General features: G+C 67.4%; 16 protein-coding genes and 1 pseudogene. 9 read left to right on the top strand and 8 right to left on the bottom strand.

Annotated elements, in window-relative coordinates:
* Positions 1-18 precede the first annotated feature (18 nt).
* Complete coding sequence (locus tag MPARV_RS0109725; protein ID WP_020378095.1) at positions 19-642, bottom strand: hypothetical protein; 624 nt, start codon at positions 640-642, stop codon at positions 19-21.
* A gap of 173 nt (positions 643-815) precedes the next feature.
* A complete protein-coding gene (locus tag MPARV_RS0109720) occupies positions 816-1,382 on the bottom strand; it encodes a hypothetical protein (RefSeq protein WP_020378094.1) in 567 nt (188 codons plus the stop codon).
* Between the two features lie 195 nt (positions 1,383-1,577).
* On the opposite strand from MPARV_RS0109720, the gene MPARV_RS0109715 reads away from it, so the two are divergent.
* From MPARV_RS0109715 to MPARV_RS0109695, 5 genes are all read left to right on the top strand, one after another.
* Positions 1,578-2,663: a PhoH family protein gene (locus MPARV_RS0109715; RefSeq protein ID WP_012227705.1), complete on the top strand. Its 1,086-nt coding sequence runs from the start codon at positions 1,578-1,580 to the stop codon at positions 2,661-2,663.
* Entirely contained in the window at positions 2,647-3,252 is a 606-nt protein-coding gene (ybeY, locus tag MPARV_RS0109710) for an rRNA maturation RNase YbeY (protein WP_020378093.1), read from the top strand. Before MPARV_RS0109715 ends, ybeY begins: the two co-directional genes overlap by 17 nt.
* Positions 3,252-4,595 carry a hemolysin family protein gene (locus MPARV_RS0109705; protein WP_238538853.1) on the top strand — a complete coding sequence of 448 codons (1,344 nt, stop codon included), beginning with the start codon at positions 3,252-3,254 and terminating at the stop codon, positions 4,593-4,595. Before ybeY ends, MPARV_RS0109705 begins: the two co-directional genes overlap by 1 nt.
* Positions 4,570-5,478, top strand: coding sequence for a GTPase Era (era, locus tag MPARV_RS0109700; RefSeq protein WP_238538852.1), 909 nt, complete (start codon positions 4,570-4,572; stop codon positions 5,476-5,478). The genes MPARV_RS0109705 and era overlap by 26 nt, the downstream gene beginning before the upstream one ends.
* A gap of 142 nt (positions 5,479-5,620) precedes the next feature.
* Positions 5,621-6,079 (top strand): SRPBCC domain-containing protein, encoded by a 459-nt coding sequence (locus tag MPARV_RS0109695; protein WP_020378091.1) that lies wholly within the window; start codon positions 5,621-5,623, stop codon positions 6,077-6,079.
* Between the two features lie 263 nt (positions 6,080-6,342).
* Here the strand turns inward: MPARV_RS0109695 and MPARV_RS0109690 are convergent, their stop codons facing one another.
* The 4 genes from MPARV_RS0109690 to MPARV_RS0109675 form a co-directional block, all read right to left on the bottom strand.
* Entirely contained in the window at positions 6,343-8,385 is a 2,043-nt protein-coding gene (locus MPARV_RS0109690; RefSeq protein ID WP_020378090.1) for an ATP-dependent DNA helicase, read from the bottom strand.
* Positions 8,386-8,450: 65 nt separating this feature from the next.
* Positions 8,451-8,828: a hypothetical protein gene (locus MPARV_RS0109685; RefSeq protein ID WP_020378089.1), complete on the bottom strand. Its 378-nt coding sequence runs from the start codon at positions 8,826-8,828 to the stop codon at positions 8,451-8,453.
* Positions 8,825-9,106, bottom strand: coding sequence for a ribbon-helix-helix domain-containing protein (locus tag MPARV_RS0109680; protein WP_157789541.1), 282 nt, complete (start codon positions 9,104-9,106; stop codon positions 8,825-8,827). Before MPARV_RS0109680 ends, MPARV_RS0109685 begins: the two co-directional genes overlap by 4 nt.
* Before the next feature lie 89 nt (positions 9,107-9,195).
* The gene (locus MPARV_RS0109675; RefSeq protein ID WP_020378087.1) at positions 9,196-9,474 is read right to left on the bottom strand and encodes a hypothetical protein; all 279 of its coding nucleotides are present in this window, start codon (positions 9,472-9,474) and stop codon (positions 9,196-9,198) included.
* A gap of 332 nt (positions 9,475-9,806) precedes the next feature.
* Between MPARV_RS0109675 and recO the strand changes: the two are divergent.
* Positions 9,807-10,484: pseudogene (gene recO, locus MPARV_RS0109665) on the top strand (DNA repair protein RecO); the annotation flags it as partial.
* 93 nt (positions 10,485-10,577) lie between these two features.
* On the opposite strand, the gene MPARV_RS0109660 reads toward recO, so the two are convergent.
* Together MPARV_RS0109660 and MPARV_RS0109655 are read right to left on the bottom strand one after the other, a co-directional pair.
* On the bottom strand, positions 10,578-11,210 hold the full coding sequence (locus MPARV_RS0109660; protein WP_031278040.1) for a hypothetical protein: 633 nt from the start codon (positions 11,208-11,210) through the stop codon (positions 10,578-10,580).
* Positions 11,211-11,546: 336 nt separating this feature from the next.
* Positions 11,547-11,921, bottom strand: coding sequence for a tRNA-binding protein (locus tag MPARV_RS0109655; RefSeq protein WP_031278038.1), 375 nt, complete (start codon positions 11,919-11,921; stop codon positions 11,547-11,549).
* A gap of 91 nt (positions 11,922-12,012) precedes the next feature.
* Between MPARV_RS0109655 and MPARV_RS0109650 the strand changes: the two genes are divergently transcribed.
* Genes MPARV_RS0109650 through rpoD form a run of 3 tightly spaced genes read left to right on the top strand, consistent with a single transcriptional unit; the run spans position 12,013 to position 16,661 of the window.
* Positions 12,013-13,377, top strand: coding sequence for a glycine--tRNA ligase (locus MPARV_RS0109650; protein ID WP_012227726.1), 1,365 nt, complete (start codon positions 12,013-12,015; stop codon positions 13,375-13,377).
* A 43-nt stretch (positions 13,378-13,420) separates the two neighbouring features.
* Positions 13,421-15,382, top strand: a complete 1,962-nt coding sequence (gene dnaG / locus MPARV_RS22615) for a DNA primase (protein ID WP_020378084.1) — start codon at positions 13,421-13,423, stop codon at positions 15,380-15,382.
* The gene (gene rpoD, locus MPARV_RS0109640; RefSeq protein ID WP_020378083.1) at positions 15,357-16,661 is read left to right on the top strand and encodes an RNA polymerase sigma factor RpoD; all 1,305 of its coding nucleotides are present in this window, start codon (positions 15,357-15,359) and stop codon (positions 16,659-16,661) included. The genes dnaG and rpoD overlap by 26 nt, the downstream gene beginning before the upstream one ends.
* Positions 16,662-16,679 lie beyond the last annotated feature (18 nt).

The raw sequence follows: 16,679 nt of genomic DNA, 5'->3' as shown, positions 1-16,679 counted from the left end.
CCACCGAGCTGTGGTCGGTCAGCCCGCTGACGGGTCCGAACCCGGCTTCAGGTCCTCGGCGCTGCCGGCCAGCCGCTTCACCTGCACCACCGTGTACACCGCCAGCACCACCAACATGATGCGCGTGAACCAACTCTGATACCTGACGATTGCGTCCACCACCTTGTCGAGCTGGTCGGCGAACACGGCCGCCATGAGGCGGATCAGCGCGAGGCGGGTGAGCGTGCCGGCGATGTTGAGCGTCCAGAACAGCCTCGGCGGCATGCGGATCACCCCGGCGGCAAGGCACACCGGGTTGTTGGGGGCGATGAAGGTGAGCACCGCCAGGCTGCGATGGGCGCTTGGGTTGGCTCCGCTGGTCAGCTCGGTGAGCCAGTCTTTGGCGCCCGGGTACAGGTCGGTGCCCCAACGAACCGCCTGGTTTCGGTAGCGGGCGCCCAATGCGTAAAACAGCGGGTCGGGCGCCAACAGGCGCAACAACGGCACGGTAAAGAACAGCCATTCTGGAATCCGTCCTGCCACGGTCAGCAGGATCTTGTTGGTCGAGTTGAACGCCAGCAGCAGCACAGGCCGAGTGTCCACCCAGCGCGCCAGGTTGATCGTCCCGATGTTGTTGGCGGCGATCATCAGTCCGATGGCCACGAAGACGCCAATCAGCGCCCCTCGGCTGAACGGGGCAATTGGCGGGTGGTCCTCGAGTGGGTGATGCTCCGGCTGTTGAGGTTCGACCGGGCGATCTTCGGAAGGGTCAGCAGGGGGTGGGGTGATCTGCGCACGCTACCGGCCAACGCCGAGTCCGTGTGCCCGGCGCCGGGTCAACCCAGGTCGCTGAAGGCCACGACGTCGGCCAGGTTGACCCACTCGCTCCAGGAGCGCACCGATTCGCCGCGATCAAAACCCGGACCTCGTGTCGACGTGATGCCCACCAGGTGGTCGCTCACCGTGGTGGCGATCCCGACAAGGTCGCCGCCGTCGCTGGTCCAGAGTTGAATCGTCGCACGACTGGTCGACACCTGGGACAGCCACGCTCGCAGGGGTGAGGCATCGTCGGGGTCCTGCTGCCCGCCGGGTGGGGACTGCGCCCCCGGGCGCCCACCATCGCGTACCGCAAGGCGAACCAGGCCGGTGTATAGGACCCGGGTGTGTCGCAGCGGTCCGGCCCCGGCCGGCGATTCCAACGTCAAGGTCCAACGGTCGGCGGCCACCGCCACACCTGCGATGACGGTCCCGGCCGCCAGATGGGCACGCACCGCCAGGCGGCGCTCGGCGGCATCGCGACCCCGACCCAGCAGGTCGACCGACGAATCGAGACGCAACTGCTCCTGACGCCGTGCCCTCCGTTCGGACAAGGCTGTCTCCACCGGATCGGGGACGTCGTCCATGGGATCATGCTGCATACCGCAGCGGCCCGTGTCAACGTCCCGGCCGGGCCGGCGCCGGGATCCGACCCCGCCCCCGAGAGTTGGGTCGGGCCACGGTTTCCGCCATCGCGGTGATACTCGGTGATCCCATGTTCGAGGGCGCATCTATGCTGGCCTCACCACAAACGCAGCACCGACCACGAAGAACCTGGGTCTATGACCGAGCCGCAACCAACCACATCCCCTCAGGTCCCAGGCACGACGCTCACGACGGGCGGCTCCCTCGACGCGCCCGGCGCGACAGGCGAGGCCGTGATGCGGATACCCGCCAACCACCTGATGGGCACACTGTTGGGCCCGGCGGACGAGTTTCTCGACGTGATCGAGCAGGCATTTGCCGGGACGGCGGTGCACGTGCGGGGCAACGAGGTGTCTGCGAGGGGGCCCGAAGCCGTCAACGTGGCACGGTTGTTCGAGGAGTTGTTGGTGGTGGCCGAGGCCGGGCAGCGCATCGATACCGGGGTGGTGCGGCGCACCATCGACATGGTGCGTGCCGACGAGGCGCCGTCGAAGGTGTTGACCTCCACCGTGCTGCGCCGCAACGTGGGCGGCAATGTGCGGCCCAAGACGGCCGGCCAGAAGCGTTACGTCGACGCCATATCCAACAACCTGGTCACCTTTGGCATCGGACCGGCCGGTACGGGCAAGTCGTGGCTGGCAGTGGCCACCGCCGTGCAGGCCTTGCAGGCCAAGGTGGTGGACCGCATCGTGTTGACCCGTCCGGCGGTGGAGGCAGGGGAGCGGCTGGGCTTCCTCCCCGGTGATCTGATGGCCAAGGTCGACCCCTACCTGCGTCCCCTGTACGACGCCTTGCACGACATGGTGGGTGCCGAGGGGGCGGCCCGTCTGCTGGAGCGGGGCACGGTGGAGGTGGCGCCGCTGGCGTTCATGAGGGGCCGCACGCTGAACTCCAGCTTCATCATCCTGGACGAGGCACAGAACACCACGCCCGAGCAGATGAAGATGTTTCTGACCCGCATCGGATTTGGGTCGAAGGCGGTCATCACCGGTGACCGCACCCAGAAGGACGTGGCCACCGGGCGGTCCGGCTTGGACGGGTTGGCCGACGTGCTGACCGACATTGACGGGTTGGCGTTTGTTGAGCTCACTCGGCGGGACGTGGTTCGCCACCGCATCGTGGCCGAGATCGTCGACGCCTACGAGCGCGCCGATGCACGCGCGCAGGCTCCTTCCCCAACCCAGCAGCCCCCGGCCCAGGGGGCACGTGATCGACGCGGCTGACCGTGGTTCCGGCGCTGCGTGGTCGGCCGCCATCCGCGTCGAGATTCAGGATCAACGGGCTGATTCGACCCCGTTGCCGGTGGAAGCTCATCGCCTGGCCGAGCTGTTGGTTGCAACGCTGAACGACGCAGGCGTGCCAGGTCCAGCCCGTGTCGACCTCACCCTGGTCGATCCGGACACGATCGCGGTCCTCAACGCCGAACATCTCGGAGGTGAGGGGCCCACCGACGTGCTGAGCTTCCCGCTGGACCCGTTCCCGGACGATTCAGTGAGCGGGGACGGGTGGCCGGACACGTCGGCGGAGGCCGCAGCGGAGTCTGACACCGCGCCTCTCCGCATGGTCGGCGACGTGGTGATCGCCCCGGAGGTGGCCGCGTCGCAGGCTGACGGTCATGCCGGGAGTCCGGCGGATGAACTGGCGCTACTCGTGGTACACGCCGGGCTGCACCTGGTGGGCCACGATCACGCCGAGGCCGAGGAGGCAGCGGCCATGGTGGCAAAGGAGCGGGCGCTGCTGGCCGGGTGGTGGGGCCCGTTGGCGGCCGACCCGTGGGCCGCCGGGGCCATCGAAACCGAGCATCGCCGATGATGGCGATGTCCGTCGGTACCGGCGATTGGCTGCTCGTCACGTCGGTCGGGATGCTCATCGTGAGCATCTCGGTGCTGGCGTGGGCGGAAACGGCCATCGGCCGCACCAGTCGTGCCCGGGCGGCGGCCATGGTGGATCAGCTCGGCGGCCCCCGGGCCGAGCGCCTGCTTCGACTGGCCTCGGCGCCCGAGCGCTACGTCAACGTCATGTTGTTGCTGCTGTTGATGCTGCAGCTGATTGAGGCCACGCTCGTCGGGGTGCTTGGCGCCCGCTTGTTTGGACCCGGTGGATTGGTGGCGGCTTCGCTGCTGAACGTGGTGCTGGTGTTCGTACTGGCCGAGGCGGCACCCAAGACCTGGGCGCTCGAGCATCCCTCCTCGGCGCTGCTTGCCGCCCCGCTGGTGGAGGCGCTGGCGGGCTTTCCCCCGCTGCGATGGCTGTCCAGGTCACTGATCGGCATGAGCAACGTGGTGCTTCCGGGCAAGGGTCGGCGTGAGGGTCCGTATCTCTCCGATGAGGAGATCGTGCACTTCGCCACCGAGGCGCTGGAAGCCGACGTCATCGAGGAGCACGAACGCGACATGATCGAGTCGGTGTTGGACTTTGGTGACACCCTGGTGCGCGAGGTCATGGTGCCCCGCCCCGAGATGGTGACCGTGGCGGGCGACACCTCGCTGGATGAGGCAATCGACCTCGCGTTGCGCCGTGGGTTGACCCGCCTACCGGTCCACGACGGCGACGCCGACAACATCGCCACCGTCATGAACATCAAGGATGCGATGCGACGGGTACGCGAAGGTCGGGGCGGCGACTCGGTGTCATCGGTAGCGGCGCCGGCGCTCCTGGTTCCGGAGCTGATTGCAGGCAACCGGGTGTTACCCCAAATGCGGCAGGCCCGCACCCACATGGCGATCGTTTTTGACGAGCATGGGGGTACTTCCGGCCTGGTCACCATGGAAGACCTGTTGGAGGAACTGGTGGGTGATATCGAGGACGAGACCGACCGCCTCGAACCCCTCGCCCGCCGTCGCGATGACGGCTCGGTGATGTTGCGGGGCTCGCTCAGCATTGACGACGCCAACGAGTATTTGGAGACCTTTCTCTCGGATCATCCCGAAGAGGCTCTACCCGAGGGCGACTGGGAGTCGGTGGGCGGGCTCATCGTCGAGCAGCTGGGCCGGCCGTCCGTCGTCGGCGACGAGGTGCTCGCCGGTGAGCTTCGACTCACGGTGCAGGAAATGCGTGGACGGCGGATCATGTGGGTGTTGGCGGAGGCCCCGGACGAGACCGAAACCGACGGCAATGGACACCACAACGATGAACGGAACCAACACGATGCCTGACCACGACACCGATCAGCCTGCGGAAATGCGCTCGGGCTTCGTCGCGCTGGCGGGGCGCCCCAACGTGGGCAAGTCGTCGCTGACCAACGCGATCGTGGGTCAGAAGGTCACGATCGTGTCGCCACGGCCCCAGACCACGCGCCACGAGATTCGGGGCATGCTCACCCGGGTCGACGCCCAACTGGTGTTGGTGGACACGCCTGGTGTGCACAAGCCCAAGACCGCCATGGGGAAGCGCCTGAACCGCACCGCCACCGAGGCCAGGGAGGACACCGATGCCACCGTCTTGGTGGTGGACGCATCCAAGGGGGTTGGGGGCCCGGGTGACGCCCGGCTGATGGCGGCCATGCCCGACGACGTGATCGTGGCCATCAACAAGATCGACCGCCTGCCCCAGGAGCAGGTGTTGGCGGCCATCAAGAACGCAGCCGCGTTGGCGAAGCGCTTCGAGAAGGGGGCGGTCGAGATCTTTCCCATCTCGGCCCGAACCAACAAGGGTGTGCCCGAGCTGACCGAGTATCTCATCGGGCTCCTTCCCCCCGGTCCTCTGTGGTATCCGGAGGATCAGGTGCGCGACTCGACCGAGGGCTTCTGGGTGGCCGAGCTGGTGCGTGAGCAGCTGTTGGCCACCGCCCGTGAGGAGTTGCCGCACTCCATCGCCACCCGCTGTGTCGAGCTGAACTGGCCCTACGTCGAGGTGGAGATCCTCGTCGAGCGCATCAGCCAGAAGGGCATGGTGATCGGCCAGGGCGGAGAGAACCTCAAGCGGGCCGGCATTGGCGCCCGCAGGCTGCTGCCCGAGGGCACCCACCTGGAGCTGAAGGTGAAGGTCAACCGGGACTGGCAACGCAAGGATGCCGAGCTCGACAAGCTGGGCTATTGAGCAGGCCCGTCGCCCCGTCGCCCCGTCGCCTGTAGCGCCCTTTCCGAGTCGCGGACGACCAACGCGTCCTACCGCCCGACACCGGCGCAGCGCCAAACGCACAAGTCCAATCATCGTCATCGACAACGAAGGGGCACAGGCCATGATCACCAGGGCACAACTCGAGGAGGGCAACCTTGTCCTCCGCCGAACCTATGCCGCCGGCATGGATGACGTCTGGGCGGCGATCACGCAGTCCGATCGCCTTGCTCGGTGGTACGGAACCTGGACCGGCGACCCGGAGTCGGGGTCGGTGATGGTCACCATGAACGCCGAAGCCGAGGAGGTCGCCCCGGCCCGCTATGACATCACCGAATGCGACGCTCCCAGGAGGCTGTCGCTCACCTTCGGTGAGGCCGACGTCCGCTGGCGCTTGGACATCGAGTTGAACGGGTCGGACGGGGCGACCACCCTGACCTTTGTCCAGCAGGACATCGATCCGGACCTGGCGACGGACATGGGCGCCGGTTGGGGCTGGTATCTCGACCGCCTCGGCGCCGGTATCGACGGCACGACCCCCCCGACGCTCGATGACTTCGAATCGACCTACCTCGGCGCGTGACGAGGCCGCTTGCATGAATTCAACTTCGATCATGAACGTCACCGGGAACGGGCAGGTCTCGATTCCGGCGGCGACCCGGTCTCGGTGGAACGCGGATCGCGTGGTCGTTATCGATTTGGGCGATCGTGTCGTCATGCGACCCCTTTCAGACGATCCGGTGGGAGACCTGCGCGGCAAGTACAAGGATTGTCTGCCCACCGGCAACCCGATACGCAGCCGCAGCCCGGCCCGAACCCAACTGAATGGTGGAAATGAAACGGAGGTCAGGTGGCACCGTCGCGGATCTCACGGAGGTGGTTGATGACCTCGGCGCGGTCCTTGGTGCGTCGCATCGGCGGAAGTGCCGTAATCAGGTCCCAGCGATAGCTCCTGGCGGTGGCCAGACGCTTGTCGAACACGACGACGACGCCTCGGTCGTTGATTGAGCGAATCAGGCGGCCGGTGCCCTGGGCGAGCAGCGTCGCAGCGCGAGGCACGTCGATCGTCTTAAACGCCGATGACCCGGCCCGCTCCCGGCGGGCGTCCAGCAGCGGGTCGTCGGGGCGGGCGAACGGCAACCGATCGATCGTCACCAGCGACAGCGTGGGCCCCGGCACGTCGATGCCCTGCCAGTAGCCCATCGTGGCGAACAGGCAGGTGGGCTCGTCCTCGCTGAAGCGACGTACGAGCACCGCCTTGGAATGCTGACCCTGGCGGAGCACCGGGAACGGCAGGCCGGGTGCGAGTTCATCGTGGGCCGCGATCATCGCCCGGTGGCTGGTGAACAGCGCCAACGTACGCCCGCCGGCGGCACGGATCAGGCGGTCCAACTCCATGCGCATGGCCTCGGGGTAGCCGTCCTCTCGCACGTCGGGCAGCGAGGTCGCGCAATACAACAGCGCCTGGTGCGCGTAGTCGAACGGGCTGCCTACGTCGAGTACCTCGGTGGACCCCTCCGGCATGCCCAACACCTGTGGCAGGGTGGCCGGGATGGTGGCGGAGGTGAGGATCACGGTCGAGGGGGTGGGCGGCCACTCGTCGTCCTCACCGCCCGGACCATCGCCGAAGCCCCCGCCGAACGCGCCTTCGAAGGCTGGGCCGTTCGTGCCCTCGTCCCGCTCGGCCGGGTCGGGGTTCCAGAGCAATCGGTCCAGGGTGTCGGCGACGGCCAACGGGGCCAGGCGCATGCGGGGTGGGCCCGGGTCGTCGTTCACGAAGCGAACCAGGTCGGCGGAGGGGTCGAGCATCTGGGTGAGGTCCTCGGCCAGCGCCGAGGCCGCCGTCAGGGCGCGGGCCTTGCGGGTGGCGACGTCGGCGCTGGACTCGCCCGGCACCTTGCGCACCGCGGCCATGGCCGAGGCCAGGTGCGCCTGGGCCAGGCTCAGCGTGAGCATGACCGCATCGTCGAGCGTGTCGAGCCGCTCGCCCCGGTGATCTTCCAGATCGTCGCCCAGCCCCCGACTGACCGAATCCAGCTGGGCCACCAGGGCGGGGTCGGACACGATGGCGGCGACGTTGCGGGCAACGGCTGCGAACCGTCCGGCCGTGATCTCGATGCCACAGACCGATGAGATCACCTCCTCGGTGGTGTGAGCCTCGTCCAGGATGGCCACCTCGTGAGGGGGGAGCACCATGCCGTCGGCGGCCAGGTTGAGTCCCCAGAGGTGGGTGTTGACCACCACCACGTCGGCCGAGGCGGCGCGGGATCTGGCCGCCTCGGCGAAGCAGTCCTCGCCGCGGGCGCAGTTCGAGGCGCCGGGGCACTCGCGTGGTCCCACCGAGACGGCGCTCCACGCCGCAACGGAGGGATCGCGCTCCAGTTCGGCCTTGTCGCCCACGCTGGAGGTCTCGGCCCACTCGACCAACCGGGCCAGCTCGGCCTGGGGATCGTCCGCACCATCGTCGAGTTCGAGGGAGCCCTGCGCCAACTGCTCGGTCACCTCGTCCACCCGCTGAAGGCAGGCATAGTTGGACCTGCCCTTCAGCACGGCGAAGCGCACCTTGCGGTTGAGGGCGGTGGCCAGAAACGGCAGGTCCACCTCGGCCAGTTGGTCTTGGAGCGCCTTGGTGGCGGTCGCCACCACCGTGCGCCTGCCCGACAGCACCGCCGGCACCAGGTACGCCAGCGACTTTCCTGTACCGGTGCCCGCCTGCACCACCAGGTGGCGTTCGTCGGCGATGGCCTTGGCCACCGCCTGGGCCATCGTCACCTGGCCAGGCCGTTCCTCGCCGCCACCGGCCAGCGACCCGGTGACCGCCGCCAGCGCGCTCACCACGGGATCGGGCGGCGCCGCGGCGCCGTCGGTGGTGGGGTCAGGCGAAGTCACGGGTCACCAAGCTACCCGGCTTGGATGGAAGGACTCCGAGCCATCCCGACGTTGCGTCGGGAGTCCTACACGAGAACGATCTGGGCCCGAAGACTCTGTGCATCGAGAAGCGTCGCCAGGTCATCAGGGTCGCTGGTCAGCACCTGATCGGACTGGCGCACCTGTAGCGACAAGAGTGCATCCACGACATCGGTGGTGCGGCTGGAGGCGAGCAGCTTGCCGGCGTCCTTGGCCGCTTCCAGGTCGGTGACCTCCACGTGCATCATCGCGAGCGACCTGGCGAGTCGGGCTTGGCGAGCCCCGTCGCGCCAAGCCTGCGCTACGACGGGCGCTGTCGTCACCAGTTCGGCGCCCGAGCGTCGGCCCAGCTCGATGAGCCCGGCCACCCGACGGTCGGCCCGGTCGATCCCGATGAGCGCACCGGCGTCCAGCACCAGCCTCATGCGACGCTGGTCCTGCGAGGCGCCACGTAGGGGACACCTGCTTCATTGGCCAGCTTGACCAACTCGTCCTCGTCGAAGGCCCCAAACTCTTCCTGGTAGTCATCAAGCCAGGCGTCCACCAGCCGGGTCCGGAGCCATGCGCTCATCGCCTCGTTCACCACCGCCGAAAATGATCGTCCCGATGCTTGAGCAATCTGGGCCGCAGCCTCCCGAACATCCGACGGAAGTGACACGGTGACGCGTTCGCTACTCGTGCGCATACGCGCGATCATAATCATGTAAGCACCTCGAACGAAAGGGTTCTTCGGGTGGCAGCGTCAAGGTGTGACTTCGTAACCTGGTGACTGTGCCTACCTGGTGACTGTGCCTACCTGGTGACTGTGAGTTCGGCGTCGAAGCTGAGGTCGCCGCCCCGTCGGGTGTCGTTGTGCACTTCGACGGCGATCGAGTTGGTGCCCTCGCTCAGCAGCGCCGGGTCGATCGGAACCATGGTGGGGTCGCGCTCATCGGCGCCCCACAGGCTGACTGCCGCATAGGTGTCAGCGTTCAGCGGTCCTGGGGGCAGGTTCGATCGCCACACTTCCACGCCGTTGAGGTACACCGCGGCGCCGTCATCGCGGATCACCGACAGCTCGGCCGACGTCACTCGCCGCAGTCCCGGTCGAAGGCCGCCAGGAACGGCTGGTCGTGCCTGGTGGAGCCGGGCCGCGTCGCACCTGGGTGAAACGCCCGCCGGCGAACACCCGATCGCCCACCTCGGCGAAGGCCCACACCGGCGCCGGCCACACGACGTCGGAGCGGTCGCTGAGGCCGGTGTGTACTCCTGCCAACGAGATGTGCTGAAACTTGAGGGTATCGAGCCACTTGCCTGAAAAATGGGCCGTGAGCACCGGGGAGCACGCCCCGGGGAGCACGCCTCGGGGAGTAGGCCCCGGGACCCATCCACTGGCCATGCCGACCCGCGGGTAGGTTGCCCCGATGCCCCTGATCCGCGATTCGGCAGTGGTGGTGCGCACCCACAAGTTGGGCGAGGCCGACCGAATCATTGTTTTGCTCACCGAAGGTCGGGGCCGAATTCGTGCTGTTGCCAAGGGCGTGCGGCGCACGGGTTCCAAATTCGGGTCGCGGCTGGACCCGGGGAGCCATGTGGCCGTGCAGTTGCACGAGGGCCGCAGTGAGCTGTTGATCGTGACCCAGGCGGAACGGATCGACACGTTCTCTGCCACCCGGTCCGACCTGGATCGTCTGGCGGCCGTCGCGGCCACGCTGGAGGTGGCCGAGCAACTGGCCACCGACGGTGGGCGGGACCAGCCGCTGTACCGCAAGACGGTGGGGGTGCTCCGCACCATCGAGCAGCGCCCCGGCCCGTTGGTGGTTCCGGCGTTCTTCCTGCGACTGCTGCAGGCCGACGGGGTGGGTTTTGAGCTGACGAGGTGTGTGAGCTGCGGTGAGGCGGCCGAACTGGTGGCCATCGACCCCTCGGTCGGCGGTGCGCAATGCCGCAGCTGTGCGACCGGCATGGCGCTGTCGGCCGATGCGCTGGCGGTGCTGCGGGCCGTCTCGGAAGGGCGGGTCAACGACGTGCTCGCTGCGGCTCCGGTGGCGGTCGGTGAGGTCGGGCGGGTGGCACAGGTGGCCATGGAGACCCACCTGGAACGCCGACTGCGGGTGCCCGGCGCCACCGGTTGGTAGCTCGGACACCCGCAGTCGGGGAGTTGATTCTGTTGTCAGCCCAAGCTGGGCGACCGATCAGGGGGCGATGGGCTCGCCGCGCAGCTGCTTGTAGATGTGCACGTTGGTCATCCAGCCGATCGGCCAGGTGAAGAAGATGCCGACACAGCAGGCAACGATGCCGATCTGGCCGATGAATCCGGCCAGAATCAAACCGCCAAGTGCGGGCCCAGGATTTGCCTGGACCATCTCAACGCTCTTCTTGATGGCATCGATCGGTTCCAGCTTCTGGTCCAGCTGGACCGTGTATGAAAAGCCGGTGATCACGGCGATGATAATGCCGGGGATGTAGCACAGGAAGGTGCCGATACCGACCGCCAGGCCGAGGATGGCCGACAGGACCAGGTATGGCCCGATGTCGGTCATGTCGGTGAGGTGCTCCATGGTGGGCTTTTCGCCGCGGGTCGCAGCCAGTGCCGCCCTGATCAGGCCGCGAGCGGCAAGACCAAACAAGGCGAACCCGACGATGGTGGTGATCGCATTCAAAGCCAGCGCCAGGATGAAGCTGCTGGTGTTGGATGACACCAGCCCGAGCGCGAAGTTGATGCCGCCCGAAACCAAGATCAGCACGATCATGGGAATCACGGCCAGGATCAGCCAGATGCCGAGGTCTTCCTGGAACTTCTTGAACGCCCACGAGGGTGCAGCCATGACATCGACGGCACCCCCGCCACCCTGCATGCCGCCTGGTGGGGGAGCGAAACCGCCTCCACCGGGTGGAGGCCCGTATCCGCCGCCTGGCGGCTGGCCGGGAGGCGGGCCCTGCGGTGGCATTCCCGGGGGAGGACCCTGTGGCGGCATTCCGGGGGGTGGGCCCTGGGGCACGCCAGGAGGTGGTCCGCCGGGACCCCCTTGGCCGGGTGGTGGTGGTGCGCCGGGCGGCGGTGGAATGTTGCTCATGTGGGCTCCTCCTCGAAGAGCCCACGATACTAACCGTGAGATACCTCATCGCGCCGGATATCTCCTTCCACGTGAAGTCGAACTGCGCTACGCGATGGGTCGGCCGACGGCAGACTCGCCGTCGGGTGCCAACAGCAGTACCGATCCGTCGGCCTCCACGGCCCCGAGCACCAGAAATTCGCTGCGAAATCCCGCGATACGGCGGGTGCCCAGATTGATCACCCCGACAACCCGGCGGCCAAGCAGGGCATCGGCTGCGTAGTTGGTGATTTGCGCAGAGGTCTGGAGCACCCCGATGTCGGGGCCGAAGTCCACCCGCAGCTTCCAAGCGGGCTTTCGGGCCTCGGGAAAGGCCTCCACATCCTGCACCACACCCACCCGCATGTCGATCGAAGCGAAGACCTCGGCACTCACCGGGTGCTTGCGCTGAGGCTGGCGTGGCACTGCTGTCGGCGGACTCATCGCCACAGTCTGCCCGGCTCGACGGCCGGGACGGGGTTGGAATGCCCATCGAGTCCGACTTGGCCGATCGGTCCTTGTAGCCTCGCCGGCCATGGCAAGCACCCCCGAAACTCCCGATGCCGAGTCCTCCAGCCCAGATGCATCTGCGGCGGACTCTGCGCGCTTCGATCAGATCGTCAACCTGGCCAAGCGGCGTGGCTTCGTGTACCCGTCTGCGGAGATCTACGGCGGCTTTCGTTCCACCTGGGACTATGGGCCCGTCGGTGTGCTGCTGCTTCGCAACGTGAAGGACGCATGGTGGAAGTCCATGGTGCAACAGCGCGACGACGTGGTGGGCCTGGACGCCTCCATCCTCACGCCGCCTGCGGTGTGGGAGGCCTCGGGGCACCTGTCCAACTTCACGGACCCGTTGGTGGACTGCAAGGAGTGCGGCCAGCGTTGGCGCCTCGACAAGCTTGACGACCCGAATCAGTGCCCCAACTGCAAGAAGACGGGCAGTTTCACCGAGGCCCGCAACTTCAACCTGATGTTCTCCACCCATGCTGGTCCCGTCGCCGACGAGGGCGCCTTGGCGTATCTGCGGCCGGAGACGGCCCAGGGCATGTTCATGAACTTCAAGAACATCATCAACACCACCCGGGTGCGACCGCCGTTTGGTGTCGCCCAGGTGGGCAAGAGCTTCCGCAACGAGATCACGCCCGGCAACTTCGTGTTCCGCACACGCGAGTTCGAACAAATGGAAATGGAGTACTTCGTGCATCCCGACGATGCGCCGAAGTACTACGAGTACTGGAAGGCGGAGCGCGAGCGTTGGTACCTCGACCTGGGTATGCCCCGGGAGGCGTTGCGCCTGCGTGAACACGAGGAGGACGAACTGTCCCATTACAGCTCGGCCACCGCCGACGTGGAGTACCTGTTCCCTTGGGGCTGGGACGAGTTGGAGGGCATCGCCAACCGGGGTGACTTTGACCTGTTGGCGCACACCAAGCGCTCCGGCGAGCGCCTCGACTGGTTCGATCAGGCAGAAAACGTCCGGTATGTGCCCCACGTGATCGAGCCGGCCGCCGGTGCCACCCGCACCGCGTTCGCCTTCCTGTTGGCCGCCTACGACGTCGAGGAGGTGCGGGGTGAGGAGCGTGTGGTGCTGCGCCTGCACCCACGGCTGGCGCCCTACAAGGTGGCGGTTCTGCCACTGTCCAAGAAGTCGCCGCTGCGGGAGACCGCCCAAACGCTGGCGGCCGAGCTGCGCGACGAGTGGAGCTGCGAGTACGACGAAACCCAGGCCATCGGCCGTCGGTACCGCCGCCAGGACGAACTGGGCACTCCCTATTGCGTCACCGTTGACTTCGACACCGCCGAGGACCAGGCCGTCACCATTCGGGAGCGTGACTCAATGGAGCAGGTTCGGATTCCGCTGGCGGGCGTGGCCGACTGGCTGCGGCCGCGGCTGAAGTGATGTTGTGACCGAAGTGATGTTGTGACCGTGACAGGCTGAGCCGATGGGCATTGTCGACGAGGACATCGTTCGGGTCCGTCAGGCCACCGACATCGTCGCGCTCATCACCGAACACACCCAGCTGCGCAAGGTGGGCAGCCGCTGGACCGGGCTGTGCCCGTTTCATTCCGAGAAGTCGCCGTCGTTCTCGGTGAACCAGGCCGAAGGCCTGTACTACTGCTTTGGCTGTCGGGTTTCGGGCGACGCCATCACGTTCCTGCGGGAGCTGGAGGGCTTGGACTTCGTCGAGGCGGTCGAACGTCTGGCCGCAAAGTCCGGCATCGCCCTCACCTACACCGACCGGGCCGAGTCGGCCACCCGGCAGAAGCGCCAACGCCTGCTGGCCCGGGTGGAGGAGGCGGTGGAGTTCTACCACCAGCGGTTGAAGACCTCGCCCGACGCGTCGGCTGCACGCTCGTACCTGCGCGGTCGGGGCTTCGATACCGACGAGGTGGAGCGGTATCGCATCGGCTGGGCACCCGATGGCTGGGACGTGCTGTGCAAGGCCCTTCGCCTCGACGGCGAGACCGCAACCGCCACAGGCCTGGGTTTCACCAACAAGGCCGGACGCCTGCAGGACTTCTTTCGGGCGCGGGTGTTGTTTCCGATCTTCGACCCTGAGGGCCATGCGGTGGGTTTCGGCGGCCGCATCATGCCGGGGGAGGAGGGAGCCAAGTACAAGAACTCCCGCGAGAGCGACCTTTACCACAAGAGTCGCCTGCTGTACGGGCTGAACTGGGCCCGTCAGGATGCGGTGCGCAGCGGCCGGGTGGTGATCTGCGAGGGCTACACCGACGTGATCGGGTTTCGCCGGGCAGGGGTGACCGAGGCGGTGGCCACCTGCGGCACCAGCCTCACCGAGGAGCACCTCAAGCTGCTGTCGCGCTACGTCGACAAGGTGGTGCTGGCCTTCGATGCCGACTCGGCGGGTCAGGCGGCGGCCGAGCGCATCTATGCCTGGGAGAAGGACTTTGACCTGGCCGTCGAGGTGGTGCGGCTGCCCGAGGGGTCCGATCCCGACGAGCTGAGCCGCACCGACCCCGACGCGTTGGCGGCGGCGGTCGTCGCCGCCGAACCGATGCTGAGGTTCCGGCTTGAGCGTGTCCTCGGCGCCGAGGTGGCCACCCCCCCGGAGGCCCGGGCCCGTCGGGCCACCACGGCGCTCGCCGTGGTGGCCGAGCACCCCGACCCGATGGTGCGCGACCCCTACCTGTTGGAGGTCGCCGACCGGTCGCGCCTGGACCCGGACCTGCTCCGCAACCAGCTGGAAGAGCTACGAGGCACCGGCGCCGCCCGTGCCTCGGAAGCGCCACGCCGTGACGCGGGCGCCCCGACGGGTCCGGTGTCGCGCCGCCGGTGGGACGGCGACCCGGGCCCGCGTCCGCCGGGCGGTGATGGGGGAGACGCCGGCTACGAAGATGCAGCGCCGCAACCCGACCTGCCTCCTGGCCCCGGCCCGTCGCCTGCAGGCAAGGTGCACCCGGCGGAGATGTCGGTGTTGGTGCATCTGGCGGCCCAGCCCGACGGCGAGTTGGCGGCGCTGCCCGAGGAACTGTTCGCCCATCCCTTGGCTCGCTCGGCGCGCGTGGCGCTGGTCTCGGCCGGATCGGTGGCTCAAGCGGTCTCCGACGCCGAGGCTGACACGTGGGAGGAGCGGCTGTTGTCGCGCCTGGCGGTCAGCGAACCAGACGGTACGCCGGCGGAGGCGGTTCATCGGTTGGTGCACAAGACCGGTTCTCAGGCGATGGAGAACCTCGAGGCCGAGCTGCGCCAGGCGGCACGGGACGGCGTCGATGCCGACGTTCGAAACGATCTCCTGACCGAGCACGCGTGGCTGGCTCGGCGGGTGGATCAGCTGAACGAGCCTGAGACAGCCGAGGTTTCGGCCCGGGCCTTGGTAGCGTATCTGCGCGGGGACGACGAAGAGGAGGTCCGGCCGGGTGTCGATTCTGGATCAGGTGAATGAGACGGAATGGGGCACGCTGATCGAGGTCGGCAAGGCGCGGGGCTCCCTCACACTTGATGAGGTGCTCTCGGTTTTGGGTGTGGAGCTCACGGTGGATGTGCTCACCGATGTCGAGTCGGCGTTCCGGCCCGAGGGCATCACACTCGTGGTTGAGGTCGACCCGCACACTGCTGATGACGACGACCTGCCGGCCGGCGTCCCGGCGGCTGTGGCCGCGGTCGATCACGCCTCGACCGTCGCCCCTGGCCTGACCCGGGACGACCATGATGCCGGTGTCATCCAGCGGACCGAGCGGCCGGCCCGGCACAAGCGCCGGGCCAGATCCGGCGCTGCGTCGGGCGACTCGGGTGGTTCCGGCGATTCGGTTCGGCTGTACCTCCGGGAGATCGGCCAGGTGTCGTTGATCGACGCTGCCCAGGAGGTGGCGTTGGCCAAGCGCATCGAGGCGGGCCTACACGCAGACAACCGTTTGGCCGAGTTGGCCACCGAGGGGCGACTCGGCGAGCTTGACCGGGAACAACGGGTGGCACTCGAGCGCACTCGCCGAGACGGCGAACACGCCAAGTCCGACCTGACCCAGGCCAACCTTCGGCTGGTGGTCTCGATTGCGAAGCGCTATTCGGGTCGGGGCATGGCCCTGCTCGACCTGGTGCAGGAGGGCAACCTTGGCCTGATGCGTGCGGTCGAGAAGTTTGACTACACCAAGGGATTCAAGTTCTCCACCTACGCCACCTGGTGGATCCGTCAGGCGATCACCCGGGCCATCGCCGATCAGGCCAGAACCATCCGCATCCCGGTGCACATGGTGGAATCGATTAACAAGATCCACCGTTACCAGCGCCAGCTGATCCAGGAGTTGGAGCGGGAACCCACCATGGAGGAGTTGGCCGAGAAGGTCGACCTCACCCCCGCCCGGGTGCGGGAGATCCTGCGCATGAGCCAGGACCCACTTTCGCTTGACTCGCCGGTGGGTGACGAGGCCGACACCTCACTCGCCGACTTCATCCCAGACTCCACAGCGGACGCGCCCGCGGACCAGGCCGCCAAGCAGATGCTGGGGGAGGCGTTGGTGGAGGCGCTGGGTGAACTCAACGACCGGGAGCAGGCGGTGGTGCGGCTGCGGTTTGGGCTTGAGGACGGCACCATTCACACATTGGAGGACGTGGGCAAGACGTTTGGGGTCACCCGGGAGCGTATCCGTCAGATCGAATCCAAGACGCTGGCCAAGCTGCGCAACCCCAACCGCTCCGACCGCCTTCGCGACTACCTGGAGACGTAGCGGGTCCGGGAGGAAACC

The sequence above is a fragment of the Candidatus Microthrix parvicella Bio17-1 genome (assembly GCF_000299415.1).
Lineage (GTDB): Bacteria > Actinomycetota > Acidimicrobiia > Acidimicrobiales > Microtrichaceae > Microthrix > Microthrix parvicella.
The sequence above is the reverse complement of the archived record's forward strand: the minus strand, read 5'-3'. Positions and strand labels throughout refer to the sequence as shown.

Coding starts and splice junctions, on each gene's coding strand:
- MPARV_RS0109660 (WP_031278040.1), bottom strand. CDS start 11,210: ATGGCTGCACCCTCGTGGGCGTTCAAGAAGTTCCAGGAAGACCTCGGC.
- MPARV_RS0109715 (WP_012227705.1), top strand. CDS start 1,578: ATGACCGAGCCGCAACCAACCACATCCCCTCAGGTCCCAGGCACGACG.
- MPARV_RS0109705 (WP_238538853.1), top strand. CDS start 3,252: ATGGCGATGTCCGTCGGTACCGGCGATTGGCTGCTCGTCACGTCGGTC.
- MPARV_RS0109680 (WP_157789541.1), bottom strand. CDS start 9,106: ATGATTATGATCGCGCGTATGCGCACGAGTAGCGAACGCGTCACCGTG.
- MPARV_RS0109650 (WP_012227726.1), top strand. CDS start 12,013: ATGGCAAGCACCCCCGAAACTCCCGATGCCGAGTCCTCCAGCCCAGAT.
- MPARV_RS0109655 (WP_031278038.1), bottom strand. CDS start 11,921: ATGAGTCCGCCGACAGCAGTGCCACGCCAGCCTCAGCGCAAGCACCCG.
- MPARV_RS0109685 (WP_020378089.1), bottom strand. CDS start 8,828: ATGAGGCTGGTGCTGGACGCCGGTGCGCTCATCGGGATCGACCGGGCC.
- era (WP_238538852.1), top strand. CDS start 4,570: ATGAACGGAACCAACACGATGCCTGACCACGACACCGATCAGCCTGCG.
- dnaG (WP_020378084.1), top strand. CDS start 13,421: ATGGGCATTGTCGACGAGGACATCGTTCGGGTCCGTCAGGCCACCGAC.
- MPARV_RS0109695 (WP_020378091.1), top strand. CDS start 5,621: ATGATCACCAGGGCACAACTCGAGGAGGGCAACCTTGTCCTCCGCCGA.
- MPARV_RS0109720 (WP_020378094.1), bottom strand. CDS start 1,382: ATGGACGACGTCCCCGATCCGGTGGAGACAGCCTTGTCCGAACGGAGG.